Annotated in this window: 17 protein-coding genes and 1 tRNA gene; 12 read left to right on the plus strand and 6 right to left on the minus strand. The window is 59.3% G+C overall.

The features are described 5' to 3' along the window. The first annotated feature begins 87 nt into the window (after positions 1-87). A complete protein-coding gene (locus NXC24_RS06860; RefSeq protein ID WP_104822624.1) occupies positions 88-2,226 on the plus strand; it encodes a sodium-translocating pyrophosphatase in 2,139 nt (712 codons plus the stop codon). 72 nt (positions 2,227-2,298) lie between these two features. Here the strand turns inward: NXC24_RS06860 and NXC24_RS06865 are convergent, their stop codons facing one another. Then, positions 2,299-2,808 (minus strand): outer membrane protein assembly factor BamE, encoded by a 510-nt coding sequence (locus NXC24_RS06865; protein ID WP_104822625.1) that lies wholly within the window; start codon positions 2,806-2,808, stop codon positions 2,299-2,301. A gap of 223 nt (positions 2,809-3,031) precedes the next feature. Between NXC24_RS06865 and NXC24_RS06870 the strand changes: the two genes are divergently transcribed. From NXC24_RS06870 to NXC24_RS06895, 6 genes are all read left to right on the plus strand, one after another. Further along, on the plus strand, positions 3,032-3,646 hold the full coding sequence (locus tag NXC24_RS06870) for a ubiquinol-cytochrome C chaperone family protein (RefSeq protein WP_199773535.1): 615 nt from the start codon (positions 3,032-3,034) through the stop codon (positions 3,644-3,646). Between the two features lie 9 nt (positions 3,647-3,655). Continuing rightward, positions 3,656-4,213, plus strand: coding sequence for a DUF177 domain-containing protein (locus NXC24_RS06875; protein ID WP_104822627.1), 558 nt, complete (start codon positions 3,656-3,658; stop codon positions 4,211-4,213). 102 nt (positions 4,214-4,315) lie between these two features. Beyond that, positions 4,316-5,362, plus strand: a complete 1,047-nt coding sequence (gene plsX / locus NXC24_RS06880; protein WP_104822628.1) for a phosphate acyltransferase PlsX — start codon at positions 4,316-4,318, stop codon at positions 5,360-5,362. Positions 5,363-5,381: 19 nt separating this feature from the next. Further along, a complete protein-coding gene (locus NXC24_RS06885; protein ID WP_104822629.1) occupies positions 5,382-6,353 on the plus strand; it encodes a beta-ketoacyl-ACP synthase III in 972 nt (323 codons plus the stop codon). 107 nt (positions 6,354-6,460) lie between these two features. Then, complete coding sequence (locus tag NXC24_RS06890) at positions 6,461-6,799, plus strand: integration host factor subunit alpha (protein WP_104822630.1); 339 nt, start codon at positions 6,461-6,463, stop codon at positions 6,797-6,799. Between the two features lie 227 nt (positions 6,800-7,026). Further along, positions 7,027-7,566: a MerR family transcriptional regulator gene (locus tag NXC24_RS06895; RefSeq protein WP_104822631.1), complete on the plus strand. Its 540-nt coding sequence runs from the start codon at positions 7,027-7,029 to the stop codon at positions 7,564-7,566. A gap of 66 nt (positions 7,567-7,632) precedes the next feature. Here NXC24_RS06895 and NXC24_RS06900 read toward each other — a convergent pair whose 3' ends face one another. Continuing rightward, positions 7,633-7,920 (minus strand): hypothetical protein, encoded by a 288-nt coding sequence (locus tag NXC24_RS06900; RefSeq protein ID WP_104822632.1) that lies wholly within the window; start codon positions 7,918-7,920, stop codon positions 7,633-7,635. Between the two features lie 393 nt (positions 7,921-8,313). Between NXC24_RS06900 and NXC24_RS06905 the strand changes: the two genes are divergently transcribed. Next, positions 8,314-9,414 (plus strand): porin, encoded by a 1,101-nt coding sequence (locus NXC24_RS06905; RefSeq protein WP_104822633.1) that lies wholly within the window; start codon positions 8,314-8,316, stop codon positions 9,412-9,414. A 152-nt stretch (positions 9,415-9,566) separates the two neighbouring features. Here NXC24_RS06905 and NXC24_RS06910 read toward each other — a convergent pair whose 3' ends face one another. Further along, positions 9,567-9,827: a hypothetical protein gene (locus NXC24_RS06910; RefSeq protein WP_104822634.1), complete on the minus strand. Its 261-nt coding sequence runs from the start codon at positions 9,825-9,827 to the stop codon at positions 9,567-9,569. A 169-nt stretch (positions 9,828-9,996) separates the two neighbouring features. Between NXC24_RS06910 and NXC24_RS06915 the strand changes: the two genes are divergently transcribed. After that, positions 9,997-10,386: a BA14K family protein gene (locus NXC24_RS06915; protein WP_104822635.1), complete on the plus strand. Its 390-nt coding sequence runs from the start codon at positions 9,997-9,999 to the stop codon at positions 10,384-10,386. 114 nt (positions 10,387-10,500) lie between these two features. Then, positions 10,501-10,577 (plus strand) — tRNA-Pro (locus NXC24_RS06920). Between the two features lie 37 nt (positions 10,578-10,614). Here the strand turns inward: NXC24_RS06920 and NXC24_RS06925 are convergent. Together NXC24_RS06925 and NXC24_RS06930 are read right to left on the minus strand one after the other, a co-directional pair. Next, a complete protein-coding gene (locus tag NXC24_RS06925; protein ID WP_104822636.1) occupies positions 10,615-11,289 on the minus strand; it encodes a hypothetical protein in 675 nt (224 codons plus the stop codon). A gap of 93 nt (positions 11,290-11,382) precedes the next feature. Next, entirely contained in the window at positions 11,383-11,775 is a 393-nt protein-coding gene (locus NXC24_RS06930; RefSeq protein ID WP_104822637.1) for a hypothetical protein, read from the minus strand. 256 nt (positions 11,776-12,031) lie between these two features. Here NXC24_RS06930 and NXC24_RS06935 point away from each other — a divergent pair, with 256 nt between their 5' ends. Then, positions 12,032-12,244, plus strand: coding sequence for a hypothetical protein (locus tag NXC24_RS06935; protein WP_104822638.1), 213 nt, complete (start codon positions 12,032-12,034; stop codon positions 12,242-12,244). Positions 12,245-12,455: 211 nt separating this feature from the next. Next, on the plus strand, positions 12,456-13,475 hold the full coding sequence (locus NXC24_RS06940; RefSeq protein WP_245463939.1) for a PHB depolymerase family esterase: 1,020 nt from the start codon (positions 12,456-12,458) through the stop codon (positions 13,473-13,475). 3 nt (positions 13,476-13,478) lie between these two features. Here NXC24_RS06940 and NXC24_RS06945 read toward each other — a convergent pair whose 3' ends face one another. Beyond that, positions 13,479-13,769 carry a DNA-binding protein gene (locus tag NXC24_RS06945; protein ID WP_104822639.1) on the minus strand — a complete coding sequence of 97 codons (291 nt, stop codon included), beginning with the start codon at positions 13,767-13,769 and terminating at the stop codon, positions 13,479-13,481. Positions 13,770-13,773 lie beyond the last annotated feature (4 nt).

The following is a 13,773-nucleotide window of genomic DNA, read 5'->3' on the forward strand; positions in this document are numbered from 1 at the left end:
GACCCCCTTGGGAGGAGGGGGCAGGCCATTGTCGCGGGCGGCCGGAGGGGGAGTGAACCGCCGGCTTTTTTGGAGGGAAAAAGCGAAATGTCGATTCTGTTAGGTGTTATCGCGTGCGGACTGCTCTCGGTGATCTACGCCGTCTGGGCAACCCGGTCGGTGCTGTCAGCCGACCAGGGCAATGCACGCATGCAGGAGATTGCAGGCTATATTCGAGAAGGCGCGCAAGCCTATCTGGCGCGTCAATACAGAACCATTGCCATTGTCGGCGTCATCGTTTTCATCCTGGCCTGGCTGCTCCTGTCGGGCGAAGCCGCCATCGGTTTCCTGATCGGCGCTATCCTGTCGGGTGCCGCCGGTTTCATCGGCATGCATGTCTCCGTGCGGGCCAATGTCCGCACCGCACAGGCCTCCTCGCATAGCCTGTCGGCCGGCCTCGACATCGCCTTCAAGTCGGGCGCCATCACCGGCATGCTGGTCGCCGGCCTCGCTCTGCTCGGCGTCTCCATCTATTTCTACGTGCTGACGGGTATTCTCGGCCATGAGCCGGGCTCGCGCGACGTCATCGATGCGCTGGTGGCGCTCGGCTTCGGCGCCTCGCTGATCTCGATCTTTGCCCGTCTCGGCGGCGGTATCTTCACCAAGGGCGCCGATGTCGGCGGCGACCTCGTCGGCAAGGTGGAAGCCGGCATTCCCGAGGATGACCCGCGCAATCCCGCCACCATCGCTGACAATGTTGGCGACAACGTCGGAGACTGCGCCGGCATGGCCGCCGACCTCTTCGAAACCTATGCGGTCTCCGTCGTGGCGACCATGGTGCTCGCCGCGATCTTCTTCGCCGGCACGCCAATTCTCGCCTCCGCGATGATCTATCCGCTGGCGGTCTGCGGCGCCTGCATCATCACCTCGATCATCGGCACTTTCTTCGTCAAGCTCGGCGTAAACGGCTCGATCATGGGCGCGCTCTACAAGGGCCTGATTGCCACGGGCGTTCTGTCGATCATTGGTCTTGCTGCCGCCACGTCTGTGACCGTCGGCTGGGGTTCGATCGGCGCTACCGCAGGTTTCGAAGTCACCGGCACGAGGCTGTTCTTTTGCGGTATCGTCGGCCTGATCGTCACGGCGCTGATCGTCGTCATCACTGAATATTATACCGGCACCAACAAGCGCCCGGTCAATTCCATCGCCCAGGCCTCGGTCACCGGCCATGGCACCAACGTGATTCAGGGCCTCGCCGTTTCACTCGAATCGACGGCACTGCCGGCAATCGTCATCGTCGGCGGTATCCTTGCCACCTATCAGCTCGGCGGCCTGTTCGGCACCGGTATCGCGGTCACAGCCATGCTCGGTCTCGCCGGGATGATTGTTGCGCTGGACGCCTTCGGTCCGGTCACCGACAATGCCGGCGGCATCGCCGAAATGTCGCATCTTCCGCCGGAAGTGCGCAAATCGACCGACGCGCTGGACGCTGTCGGTAACACCACCAAGGCGGTGACGAAGGGTTATGCCATCGGCTCGGCCGGTCTCGGCGCTCTGGTGCTCTTTGCCGCCTATTCGAACGATTTGAAATATTTCGCGGCCCATGGCGATCAGTTCCCCTATTTCACGAATGTGGGTACGATATCCTTTGATCTCTCCAACCCTTATGTCGTCGCCGGCCTGCTGTTTGGCGGCCTGATTCCCTATCTCTTCGGCGGCATCGCCATGACGGCCGTCGGCCGTGCGGCCGGCGCAATCGTCGAAGAGGTGCGTAAGCAGTTCCGTGAAAAGCCGGGCATCATGAAGGGCACCGAACGCCCCGATTATGGCCGCGCTGTCGACCTTCTGACCAAGGCCGCCATTCGCGAGATGATCATTCCGTCCCTGCTGCCGGTACTGGCGCCGATCGTCGTCTATTTCGGCGTGCTATTGATCTCCGGCTCGAAAGCTTCGGCATTTGCCGCGCTCGGCGCCTCGCTGCTGGGCGTCATCATCAACGGCCTGTTCGTCGCCATTTCCATGACGTCGGGCGGCGGTGCCTGGGACAATGCCAAGAAGAGCTTCGAAGACGGTTTCGTCGATAAGGATGGTGCGCGTCACCTGAAGGGCTCGGAGGCGCACAAGGCTTCCGTCACGGGCGACACTGTCGGGGATCCCTACAAGGACACAGCCGGTCCCGCCGTCAACCCGGCAATCAAGATCACCAATATCGTCGCGCTGCTGCTGCTTGCCGTTCTCGCCGGATAAGAGCGAGGGCTGAACAAATGAAAAACCCGCGAAGCCTGCGCTTCGCGGGTTTTTTGATGGGGTATCGCCAGCTTATTGGCCGGCGTTGAGGTTGTTGAGGAAGTTCTTCGCGCCGTTGATGCCGTTGCCGCCGCCCTGCAGGATCTGTTGCAGGAAGGTCATGTCGCGACCGCCGGTCGGCGTCGTGCGGCTGATCATGTCGAAAACCCGGCCGTCCTTCAGCGTGTAGTTGGCTTCCTGCTTCACCACGCCGTCCTTGTCGAAATAGATCGCCAGAATGTTTTGGTCGACCAGCTTCGGCTTCATGAAGGCCACGGCGCGCGTGCGTTTCTGGGAGATGTAATAGAAGACTTCGCCATCGAAGGTCGCCGTCGTCGACGGCGTGCCGAGCGAAAGCAGCACCTGCTCGCGGCTCGAGCCGACGGGCACGAGATTGAGCGCTTGCTGGTCGAAGATGTAGCCGTTGTTCATGACCTCGCTGGTCTGGCAGCCCGCGAGCCCCGCGGTGGCAATCACCAGAGCGATAGCGGCACTACTGATGAAAGTTCTGTCAGACTTGAAATACCGTCTCGTCAACGACATCTCATCTCCCCTAATGAATCAAACCGATGGCCGAACGGCCGATATGACCTTGCTGTGCACATCATTGTGGCCATTCCGCGATTGCGGAAGGCTCAACGATGTTGTTCGGCACTCTTCATCACCAATCATGCACGGAGAGTGACGACGGCTGGGGCGGGACCTTGAAGCGGGCACAAACGGCATTGCAATTCGCGCCTGCTTCGGTAAACCAGCTTTCAAGTGGATGCAACAAGGCCGAGCGCAACGGGGCGCTCTGAATGAGCCAATTCCGGGAATTTTCATGATTTTTGGGCTCTTCCGCAAAAGAAATCACAACCAGCTCATCGTCGTCAGGCAATATGACACCCTGACCGCGATGGCGCGCCTGCCGGTTTTCTATACGGATTATGATGTGCCGGACACGGTGATGGGTCGTTTCGAGCTGCTGTCGGCGGTGATGATCCTATTTTTCCGCCGTACACGTTCGTCTGAAACCAGCGGCCAGGAGCTTGCCCAGGAAATCGTCGATGCCTTTTTTGAGGATATCGACTATTCGATCCGCGAACTCGGAATCGGCGACAACAGCGTGCCGAAGCGGATGAAGAAACTGGCCGGTATGTTTTACGGGCGGCTGGAGAGCTATGCCGCCGCGATGGACGGGAACGACCGTGTCGCGCTGGCCGCTGCCCTCCGGCGCAATATCTATCCCAAGGCAGGCGAGGGAGCTCCCTCGATGATTGCTCTTGCGGATTGGATGATGACCGCCGAGACGCATCTGTCAGGGATCGCAGAAACCGAGATCGCCACCGGCTCCGCAACGCTGCCGCAGCCGCCTGAAATCGGCAAAGACGCACCTTAGGAGACAAAAATGAAAAGAACCAACTCCGACGAAACGCCCTTTTCCTATCCGGTGAAGGTCGGCCATATCTCCGCCAACCCGGTGGACGTGCATCTCGAAGCCGACAAGAGGGAGCTTGTTGGCTTGGCTGCGCTTTGGGATGTGCTTTCCGTGGAGAGCCTCTCGGCAGATCTGAAGATTTCCCGCTGGAAGCGCGACGGCATCCGCCTCAAGGGCAATGTTCGCGCAAAGATCGTCCAGGCCTGTGTGGTGACGCTGGAGCCGGTCGAATCGGAGATCGACGAGGATTTCGAGCATATTTTCATCCCCGAGGATTCGAAGCTCGCGCGGGCGCCGTCCATGGATGCAGGCGAAATGGTGCTCGACCCCGACGGCCCGGATCTTCCGGAAACCTTCATCGGCGATACGATCGATGCCGGGGCAGTCGTTACCGAATTTGCCGCGCTCGCCATTGATCCCTATCCGCGCAAGCCCGGCATCGAGTTCGAAGGTCATATCGAGGACAGTGGTGAAGATGACAAGAAACCGTCGCCTTTCGCTGTCCTGAAAGACTGGAAAAAGGAATAGACCCCTCTGGCAATTGAACACAATTCAGTTGTAACGCGAGGAGAAACCGGTATTTTGACGCCAAATTCGCCGGGCCCGGCGGACAAAAAGGACTAGGGACGCGTGATCAGAATTTCTCTTGACCTAATGGGTGGCGACTTCGGCCCTGAGGTTGTCATTCCTGGCGCGGCCAAGGCGCTGGATAGGCATCCCGACATTACGTTCGTCATGTATGGCCAGAAGGATCGTTGCGAAGCGGTCCTCGGCAAATATCCGAAACTTCGGGAAAAATCCGTCTTTCATGAATGCGATGTCGCCATCAGCATGGATGAAAAGCCGAGCCAGGCCCTGCGCCGCGGCCGCTATATTTCCAGCATGTGGCGCTCGATCGAGGCAGTGAAGGTCGGCGACGCCGATGTCGTCGTTTCCGCCGGCAATACCGGTGCGCTGATGGCTATGGCAAAATTCTGCCTGCGCACGATGGCCAACATCGAACGTCCCGCGATCGCCGCAATCTGGCCGACGCTGCGGGGCGAAAGCATCGTGCTCGATGTCGGCGCGACCATCGGCGCCGATTCGCAGCAATTGCTGGATTTCGCCTTGATGGGTGGCGCCATGGCGCGCGCGCTCTTTGAGATCGAGCGACCGACCATCGGCCTGCTGAATGTCGGCGTTGAAGAAATCAAGGGCCAGGAAGACGTCAAGGAAGCCGGCCGCCTGATCCGCGAAGCCAATCTCGAATCGCTCGAATATTTCGGCTTCGTCGAGGGCGACGATATCGGCAAGGGCACCGTCGATGTGGTGGTGACGGAGGGTTTCTCCGGCAATATCGCATTGAAGGCGGCCGAGGGCACGGCAAAGCAGATCGGCGCTTATCTGCGCGCGGCCATGACGCGCACGCTGCTGGCCCGCATCGGCTATATCTTTGCCAAGGGCGCCTTCGACCTGCTGCGCGAGAAGCTCGATCCGAGCAAGGTCAATGGCGGCGTCTTCCTCGGCCTCAACGGTATCGTCATCAAGAGCCATGGCGGCGCCAATGCCGAGGCTTTTGCGGCGGCCATCGATGTCGGCTATGACATGGCCAAGAATGGCCTCACCCAAAAGATAGAAAACGATCTGAAAAAATATCATGCCAAACGGCAGCCGCCGATCGGACCGGAAGCGGCATGAGCGACGGGGTATAACAAGAATGATCCGTTCAGTTGTTCGCGGATTTGGCTCGGCGCTCCCCAAGCGCGTCATGACCAATCGCGAGATGGAGCAAGTCGTCGACACCAGCGATGATTGGATTATCCAGCGCACCGGCATCCGCCAGCGTTACATTGCCGGCGAAGGCGAAACCACCGCCTCGCTCGGTGAGCAGGCGGCGCGGGCAGCCCTTGCCAATGCCGGCCTGACGGCCGACGATCTCGACCTGATCATTGTCGCCACCTCGACGCCGGATAACACCTTTCCCGCCACCGCGGTGAACATCCAGAACCGCCTCGGCATGCATCATGGCTTTGCCTTCGATGTCCAGGCTGTCTGTTCGGGCTTCGTCTATGCGGTGACGACCGCCGACGCCTATATTCGTGGCGGCGTTGCCAAGCGCGTGCTCGTCATCGGCGCCGAAACATTCTCCCGCATTCTCGACTGGACGGACCGCACGACCTGCGTCCTCTTCGGCGACGGTGCCGGCGCGCTGATCCTCGAAGCAGGCGAGGGGACCGGCGTCAGCACTGATCGTGGCGTGCTGACAGCGAGCCTGCGTTCAGACGGTGCCCACAAGGACAAGCTCTACGTCGATGGCGGCCCTTCCTCGACAGGAACGGTTGGCGTGCTGCATATGGCAGGCCGGGAAGTGTTCAAACATGCCGTCGGCATGATCACCGATGTCATCCAGGCCACCTTCGAAGCGGCGGAAGTGACAGCGGACGATCTCGACTGGCTGGTGCCGCATCAGGCAAACCGCCGCATCATCGACGGCTCAGCCAAGAAGCTCGGAATTGCTCCCGAGAAGGTTGTGGTTACCGTGGATCTCCATGGCAATACGTCAGCGGCGTCGATCCCGCTTGCGCTTGCCGTAGCGGCAGGCGACGGCCGGATCAAGAAGGGCGATCTGGTGATGCTGGAAGCCATGGGGGGCGGTTTTACCTGGGGCGCCGTCCTGCTGCGCTGGTAGGCCGCGTCTCTAAAATCCGATTCCTAACAAGAGCTTGACCGTTTGGTGCAAGGGCAATAGTCTCTTGCAGCTTAGATAAAATTACGTAGCAATATGGGCGGGGAACTATGACGGGCAAGACAGTGACGCGCGCGGACTTGGCGGAGTCGGTATTCCGGAAAGTTGGCCTCTCCCGGACTGAGTCGGCGGAACTGGTCGAAACGGTGATTGATGAAATTTGCAACGCCATCGTGCGTGGCGAGACGGTAAAACTCTCCTCCTTCGCGACGTTTCAGGTGCGCGACAAGAACGAACGCATTGGTCGAAACCCGAAGACCGGCGAAGAGGTGCCCATCTCTCCGCGCCGTGTGATGACGTTCAAGGCGTCCAACGTCCTTAAGACGCGTATCCTGAAGGCCCATGCCAGCCGCAAGGCGAAAGTCCGGCCGGCAAATCCCGTTTCCTGATCCATCAAAACAGATATTGGCTGTGCCGGGGCATGTGCTCTGGCACGCAGTTTTCCAGACTGTTCGCGGTTATTTTTCGGCTTGCTTGTGAAAGAGCTGAAGAGGCGACTTGAATTTCTCCCGGCAAACCGTTGAAATATGATGAGTCGTATCGCGATAAGGCGCGGTGCGGATATCGGGTTTCGCATGATCCGGCCTGACTGGCGCCGGAACCATGCTGTGGGGGTATGACGATGGACAAGAGCCCGGATGCATTTCGCACGATCAGCGAAGTCGCGGAAGACCTTGATCTGCCGCAGCATGTCCTGCGTTTCTGGGAGACCCGTTTCCCGCAAATCAAGCCGATGAAGCGCGGCGGCGGCCGGCGCTACTATCGCCCGGAAGACGTCGATCTGCTGAACGGCATCCGTCATCTGCTCTATGACCACGGCTATACGATCAAGGGCGTTCAGAAGCTTCTGAAGACCAATGGCAACAAATTCGTCATCGCCGTCGGCCATGGCGATCTTGCGAGCGTCGAGGCGCTGGCCACTGCGCAGGAGCCGGTCGTAGCCGAGCCGCGCGTCGGCTCTCCGGACGACGACCAAATCGTCGGCCGTCCCAAGGCGCCGATCAGCCGTCGCTTCTTCAACTTCGTCAGCGGTGAAGACGAAGCTCCCGATGTTTCCATCGGCAAGTCGAGCGTCGGCAAGGAAGATCGGGCGCTGCTGCAGGAAACGCTTTATGACCTGCTGGAATGCAAGCGCTTGCTCGATCAGGTGCGGTAAGACAGAGGTCGCGCCGGAAAAGCTGACAACCTGCAACGTTTGAGTTTCTGTTATGATTTTCAGAGGTCAGTTGCACCTGCGTGGAACAGTGGGATTAGCCTGGCTCGGCGCAACGATGGATTTTCCATCGGCGGAGCGAGGGAGCGTCCAGCATGCGTTCGGGTCCTTCTCCACCGTGTCGCTCGTGTCGCGATCACCGACAATGGTGTTGCGATAATTGCCAGGGTCGTCCGCGCCCGGACTGTCGCCCCAGCCACCGCGATCGCCGCCAGCTCCATGACCGCTTGACGCTGCCATAGCTGTCGTGACCATGCCGACAGTGAGGAGAGATATGCTGAGCACTCTGAGAAACATGGGCTTTTCCCGCTGATCTGGTCATCTGCACCGTTCCGGTTGCAGCAGACGATGGTAATCCCGACCGGCGGATTGTAATTATTTATTGCTGTCATTCAATACAGCTAAAATACGTGCTGGCTGAACCGGGTCAGTTCTTAGATGTGGATGTCGAGCATTTGCCAGACGACTGAGCAAATGTAAGTGTTATTTTTGTCACGTATGGAATTCGACATTAATGTGACGATTGGTTTGCTCTGCTTATTAACTTGCAAGCTCCCGATACCGGGTCCAGCTTCGGCGATGAAGCTTCGTTGCTTCGCCCTCGAGATGAGGGGACTTAAATCAGGTTATGGCACGGCCCGATACCACCCGCCGCAAAGCCATCCTGGTGGATATTCGAATGGAGACACCATGAACATCAAGAGCCTTCTTCTCGGCTCCGCCGCCGCATTGGCATCGGTGAGCGGTGCCCATGCGGCAGACGCCGTTGTCGCGGCAGAACCCGAGCCGCTGGAATATGTGCGCATTTGCGACGCCTACGGCACCGGCTATTTCTTCATTCCAGGCACGGAAACCTGCCTCAAGATCGGCGGCAAAGTTCGTACGGAAGGCCAATGGTACGATGCCTATAATCCGAACAGCAGGGTCGGCACGCTCTGGCATGACCGCGCGGAGCTCAAGGTCGATACGGCGACGGACACGGAATACGGTCCTCTGAAGACAAATCTTATCCTGCGATGGGAATGGAACGATGGAGGCGATACCGCGTCGAAGCTGCTGTTTGCCAATATCAGCCTTGGCGGCTTCACCGTCGGCAAGCTCGATTCGCAGTATAACCTCTATGCCGGTTACGCCGGCGACGTCATCAACGACGATGCGATCTATGACGGCCCCTATGAGCTCAACCAGTTGACGTACAACTATGACGCCGGCAACGGCTTCACCGGCGTCATTTCGCTGGAAGACAGCAACTCGACATCGGATTCCGATAGCTATGGCGGTGCTTGGGTAACCTCCAAGGCCGATCATTATTTGCCGGACGTTGTTGCAGGTTTGGGCTACACGACCGGCAACCTCGGCTTCAAAATCGTCGGTGGTTATGACTCAATCGTCGAGGAGGGTGCCATCAAGGCCCGCATCGATGCCAAGTTCGGCGGCGTGGAAGCATTCCTGATGGGCGGTTGGAATACGGATGGTGACAAGCTCAACCAGTATGCCGGCTCCTATCAGGATGAATCGGCCTGCACGACGTCAGATGGTGTCGTTCACGGGGCAAAGTGCGGCTGGGGTGACTGGGCCGTATGGGGCGGCGTGGGCGTGCCCATCAACGAAAAGCTGAAGTGGAACCTGCAGCTTGCCTACACCGAGTCGAAGATTTTCGAGGCCACCACCAACGTCAAGTTCAATCCGGTCAAGGATCTGCTCATCGAGCCGGAATTGACCTACATGCACTATGACTTCATCAGTGATGATACGGTCGCCGGCATCCTCCGTTTCGAACGGAATTTCTAAGCGGAAGCGATCTTCGACCGAAAGCGGGCGACGTCCTCGTCGGCGCTGCGGTCAGCGACAATCACTACCACCACGGCTATCATCTCGCCGAAAAATGAAAACTCTGCCGGTGTTGCGCCGGCGGAGTTTTTTGTTGATGGGTGCCGCCGCTGCTAGAACGGCCGGGTTATCTCTTCCCTACTCACGAGCTTCAGGCTGCGATCGGGCTGGATGATGTAAGTTTCATAGACATCCTGGCCCCACTGATTGACGAAATGGTGCGGCAATCGGGTGCCCGGAGGCGATAGCGTCAGCTTCAAATGCGGCTGGCCGCCATAGGTGATGCTGCCGGGAATCGGCTGCAGGGATTGGTTGGTCGTCGTGCATGCGGCAAGCAAAGGTCCGCACAGCAGCAAGGCAATCAGGAGCTTCATCGCCGTAACTTTCTAATCACTTCTTATTCAATGAAAAATCCGCCTGGAAGACGGCAAGGCATCTGTGAGCTTGGTTCAAAGCCACTATATAAAGCTAATGCCGGAGTGGTCGGCGGCAAGGCTCTTACGAAGTTGAGCTTGCTGCTGCTGGAATTCGAAGGAGTTGCACATGCGTACGATCAAAAGATCGGCAGCGGCCTTGGGTTTTGGTCTGTTATTGGCAGCAAGCGCCGCTGTGCCCGCCGGCGCCATCACCATGCCCACGCTCTCGGTGCCGGAGCAATCCGATATCATTCAGGTCCACGACCATGGGCATGGCCACAGCCATAACCATTGGCGCGGCGGCCATAAGTACCATGGCTTCGACGGTTACTATGAGGATGATTCCGACAGCGGTGTGTTGTTCAAATCCTTCGTGACCGGCACGCTTTTCAACAGGCAGCGCACGGAAGGCTACTACGACAGCCATGCGCAAGCCTGCGCCGACCGCTACCCGTCCTACCGCGTCTCGGACAACACATACCAACCTAGCCACGGGCCTCGGCGCGTATGCAGGTGATCGGCAGAGCGAGAATTTTTCTCGCTCTTGATGCCGTTTTTATCCCGACGTGCGATTTTACCTCTTGCGCTGCCATGCCCGACAGACTAATGCAATCAAGCCTTTTCGGCAGGTCGGGGCGTAGCGCAGCCCGGTAGCGCACTTGACTGGGGGTCAAGGGGTCGCTGGTTCGAGTCCAGTCGCCCCGACCATTTATCTCCTTGAACTCCCAATCAAATTTTCATTGATTTAGCTGCACCACGATGTTGTCTGCCCCGTCCAGCGGCGGGCCAGTCCTTCCGCAACCATTTGATCGCCGATGGATCGGCCGGCCCGCATGGCGATGCGGAATTTGCTACCCTGTTGATCGTCACCCCGCCCGCTGGCGGAGAGCACGAAGGTGTCGCGGTTGAGAAGGGCTTGCAGTCGCAGCTTCGCGGCGGTGGCTTTTTGCCGCTCGCCGGCGCAATGCGAGGGCTCGATGTCAGGGACATCGATATCCGCCAGGCGGATTTTGATTCCATTCTGCCAGAAGGTGTTGCCGTCGACGACGCAGTTGATGCCGGTTTCGCCGCCGCACAGGCCGAATCGTCCGGCGGCTTCAGGCGGGGCAGCGGCCAGCGTCCGATCCGCCGGCACGGCAACGGGAATAACGTTTGGCGGGACCGGCAGCGCCGAGGTCGGGTGTTCGGGAACGACGGCAACCATTTTGGGCTTCGGCTTGGCCGTCGGCAACGGCGCGTCCTGCGGCACGTGCCGAACGGCGGCGGCGCCGGCATAGCCCTGCAACGAAGGCATATCCCGGCGATGCTCATAGGCGAAAATGCCTGCTATGGCGGCCAGACCGACCGTGCCCCACAGCCACATCGAATTGCCCGCTTTAGCTTGCGGCTTGCGCCGCGTGCGTCGTTTCGTTTTTGCCATGGCTTCATTCCTCAATTGCGAGGAAATTATCGCCAAGATTTCTTACCGATCCGTTGGCTTCCCTGCTGCCGGATGCCTAAGCGGAACCTTTATTCACTTCGCGGCGCCGGCGGTAGGCTTCAGCTTGACAGCCATCGTGATCTGGCCGCGCACTGTCAGCTTCGGCCCGCGACCGTCCATATTGGTGACATCGGTGTTGCTGGAAAGCGCGTTGATCTGGCAATCGTCGGCAATAGTATCGAGCAGCACGGTGCAGTTGCTGGCGGCGATGCGATAGAAGGATTTGATCGCATCCTGCTGCTGTTTTTCATCGCTGCCATCCGTGATCGGGACGGAAAGCGATATCCCGGATTGCACGGAGATATAGCCATCGGGAACCTGGCGCGGGTTGCGCAGCGGCAACGCCGAAAGGGACTGCGAAGAGGCCGGCGCCGCGGCGCCGAGCAGAAGCATGCAAAGTGTCGCCGAGATCAGACGTTTGTTCATCAGGAAGCCTCCGTTTCTTGTCCTTTATGTCAGGCATCGGTGAAGGCTTGGTGATGGCGTAACTTAAAATTGTAGTCTTGTGAGAATTGCGAGCATATTCCTCGGAGTCAGAGTGCTTCGAGATAAAGAGCCGTTCCCACAAAACCTTGCTTGCCAAGCCTCCGGGCAGGGCGCATAGTCACTTTCTGTATCGTCGGTTAAACAAACGGGCACCGGCGACCGTATTTGCGTGCGGCCCGACGGACGAGGCGGCGCCATGTTAGAAACCTCCATTCACCCGCAGGATCTACCCCTGTTTTCCGACGATCTGGATCGTTTGGAAAAGGTGTTGGATGCCGTCTGCATGGATCGCGGCATTAGTCCCCGCAGCCAGGAGGGCGAACGCCTGGGTGCCCTGATGATTCAGCTCTATCGCCAGGGCGTGAAAGAAGATGCAAAGCTTCTTGCGCTTGCGAAAGCCTATCTCTGACGCTTTTTTCTTCAATCATCTGATCGCTTTAAGCCGATTTCACATAGCAGCAATGACGCATTGTGCCTGCTCGAACCTGCGTCGCTGCCTTATATTTGCTGCATCGCACAAGGAGAGTCGATTACTCGATCTCGTTGCCCCGCGGGGTCGATGTGCGGCCCGCCCGCCAAATGAAATCAACTACGGTGGGCGCGGATAATTTGAAAGGTCCATGATGAATTTCAAAGTTCCGAGCCGGCTTCGCCGTTTGCTCGTTGATTCCGTTGAGCTGCCACAGCTCAAATTCCCCGTGACGCGGCCGCGATCGCAGCCGGCACGCCGGCGCGTCTCCACGCAGCTAGTGCCGCAGCGTCTGACGGAGGTCCTGTGGTTTGGGCGCAACCCTGGCGATCTGCGCATGCTGGAATATGTGCCGGCAGGTGTCCAAGGTCCGATGCCGCTGGTCGTCGTCTTACATGGCTGTCACCAGAATGCCGAGGATTTCGATCGCGCCAGCGGCTGGACGGCCCTGGCGCGCCAGCACGGTTTCGCCGTGCTTTATGCCGGGCAGAAGCCGGCCAACAATGCCAATCTCTGTTTCAATTGGTTCCGCCCGAGCCTGGTGACGCGCGATCGCGGCGAGCTGGGTTCGATCCGCGAGATGATCGATTTCAGCCGCCGGCTGCATGATATCGACGACAGCAAGATCTTCGTCATGGGCCTGTCGGCCGGCGGCGCCATGGCGTCGGCGCTGCTCGCCACCTATCCGGAGCTGTTTGCTGCCGGCGCCGTCATCGGCGGCTTACCTTTCGGTGCCGCCCGCGATGCCATGTCTGCGCTGGATGTGATGAAGAGAGCCGCCGCGCGCCCGGCCGAAAAATGGGCCGAACTCGTCCGCGAAGCCTCGCCGGATGCCACCCGTTTTCCGGCGGTCTCCATCTGGCATGGGACCGATGACGGCGTCGTTTCGTTCGGCAATGCCGAAGCGTCGGTGGCGCAGTGGCTGGCCGTGCATGGGCGGCCGCAGACCAAGGGCCGGTTGCGCCTGTTCGAAGGCGGCGAGCGGCGCGAATGGCGTAACGACTATGGCGATATCGTGCTGGAACTGGTGACTTTGAACGATTTCGGCCATGGCTTGCCGATTGGTCCCATCGCCGAGGGCAGGGAGCCGGCCAACGATACCGAACGCTTCATCTTGCGCGCTGCTCTCTCCGCGCCAGAGCAACTGGTTCGGAACTGGGGCCTGGCGTAAGCCTCAATCGTCGTTGGTGGCGTTCAGGTTTTCCGGCCGGATGCCGCCATCTTCCGCCCAATGCTTGAAGCGGATGCCGGCGCCGCCGGCTTCGTCGCTCCCGCTGGCGATGAACGATATGCCGCGGGCTTCGAGGGCGGTACGCAAGGCGACCAACGCCTTGGCATCCCCCGAACTGACGTCCTCTTCCAGCGTTTCAATCGTCGTTACGGACAATTTGCTCTCGACGGCAAGCGTTTCTATTGTCAGTCCGAGCATGGCGCGTGCGCCGCGTAGTTGCGCTGATGTGGTCATGACT

The organism is Rhizobium sp. NXC24 (assembly GCF_002944315.1).
Lineage (GTDB): Bacteria > Pseudomonadota > Alphaproteobacteria > Rhizobiales > Rhizobiaceae > Rhizobium.

Bases quoted from the DNA above. Each gene is read 5' to 3' on its own strand.
- NXC24_RS06885 (WP_104822629.1), top strand. From the start codon at position 5,382: ATGATCCGTTCAGTTGTTCGCGGATTTGGCTCGGCGCTCCCCAAGCGC.
- NXC24_RS06940 (WP_245463939.1), top strand. From the start codon at position 12,456: ATGATGAATTTCAAAGTTCCGAGCCGGCTTCGCCGTTTGCTCGTTGAT.
- NXC24_RS06935 (WP_104822638.1), top strand. From the start codon at position 12,032: ATGTTAGAAACCTCCATTCACCCGCAGGATCTACCCCTGTTTTCCGAC.
- NXC24_RS06925 (WP_104822636.1), bottom strand. From the start codon at position 11,289: ATGGCAAAAACGAAACGACGCACGCGGCGCAAGCCGCAAGCTAAAGCG.
- NXC24_RS06900 (WP_104822632.1), bottom strand. From the start codon at position 7,920: ATGTTTCTCAGAGTGCTCAGCATATCTCTCCTCACTGTCGGCATGGTC.
- NXC24_RS06865 (WP_104822625.1), bottom strand. From the start codon at position 2,808: ATGTCGTTGACGAGACGGTATTTCAAGTCTGACAGAACTTTCATCAGT.
- NXC24_RS06870 (WP_199773535.1), top strand. From the start codon at position 3,032: ATGCAACAAGGCCGAGCGCAACGGGGCGCTCTGAATGAGCCAATTCCG.
- NXC24_RS06860 (WP_104822624.1), top strand. From the start codon at position 88: ATGTCGATTCTGTTAGGTGTTATCGCGTGCGGACTGCTCTCGGTGATC.
- NXC24_RS06895 (WP_104822631.1), top strand. From the start codon at position 7,027: ATGACGATGGACAAGAGCCCGGATGCATTTCGCACGATCAGCGAAGTC.
- NXC24_RS06890 (WP_104822630.1), top strand. From the start codon at position 6,461: ATGACGGGCAAGACAGTGACGCGCGCGGACTTGGCGGAGTCGGTATTC.
- NXC24_RS06910 (WP_104822634.1), bottom strand. From the start codon at position 9,827: ATGAAGCTCCTGATTGCCTTGCTGCTGTGCGGACCTTTGCTTGCCGCA.
- NXC24_RS06915 (WP_104822635.1), top strand. From the start codon at position 9,997: ATGCGTACGATCAAAAGATCGGCAGCGGCCTTGGGTTTTGGTCTGTTA.
- NXC24_RS06905 (WP_104822633.1), top strand. From the start codon at position 8,314: ATGAACATCAAGAGCCTTCTTCTCGGCTCCGCCGCCGCATTGGCATCG.
- NXC24_RS06930 (WP_104822637.1), bottom strand. From the start codon at position 11,775: ATGAACAAACGTCTGATCTCGGCGACACTTTGCATGCTTCTGCTCGGC.
- NXC24_RS06945 (WP_104822639.1), bottom strand. From the start codon at position 13,769: ATGACCACATCAGCGCAACTACGCGGCGCACGCGCCATGCTCGGACTG.
- NXC24_RS06875 (WP_104822627.1), top strand. From the start codon at position 3,656: ATGAAAAGAACCAACTCCGACGAAACGCCCTTTTCCTATCCGGTGAAG.